Genomic DNA, 241 nt, shown 5'->3' with positions numbered 1-241 from the left:
CTTGTACGCTAATAACAATAAAAGTAATAAAAGACGAATAATCGAGACCAGTATTAACCATTTATGATGACAGCCACTCACAAAGTGGCTGGTTGTATCTGCTGGCTATTGGTATTACTTCATCTCTTCGCTAAGCGCTTGACTACGATCATAACAGGCTTGCATGGCTTCGCCGATTTGACGACCAATCTCATTGGCTTGCATCGACTCAATAGCGGCTTGAGTCGTACCGTTCGGTGAA

At 43.2% G+C, this 241-nt stretch carries 1 protein-coding gene; it reads right to left on the bottom strand.

What is annotated here, in order from left to right:
- Positions 1 to 114: 114 nt before the first annotated feature.
- A partial coding sequence (locus AAEY88_RS15230; protein WP_350563739.1) for a pyrroline-5-carboxylate reductase dimerization domain-containing protein occupies positions 115 to 241 on the bottom strand: 127 nt, incomplete at its 5' end.

This window comes from Psychrobacter sp. CAL346-MNA-CIBAN-0220 (genome assembly GCF_040309805.1).
Classification (GTDB): domain Bacteria; phylum Pseudomonadota; class Gammaproteobacteria; order Pseudomonadales; family Moraxellaceae; genus Psychrobacter.
The sequence above is the reverse complement of the archived record's forward strand: the minus strand, read 5'-3'. Positions and strand labels throughout refer to the sequence as shown.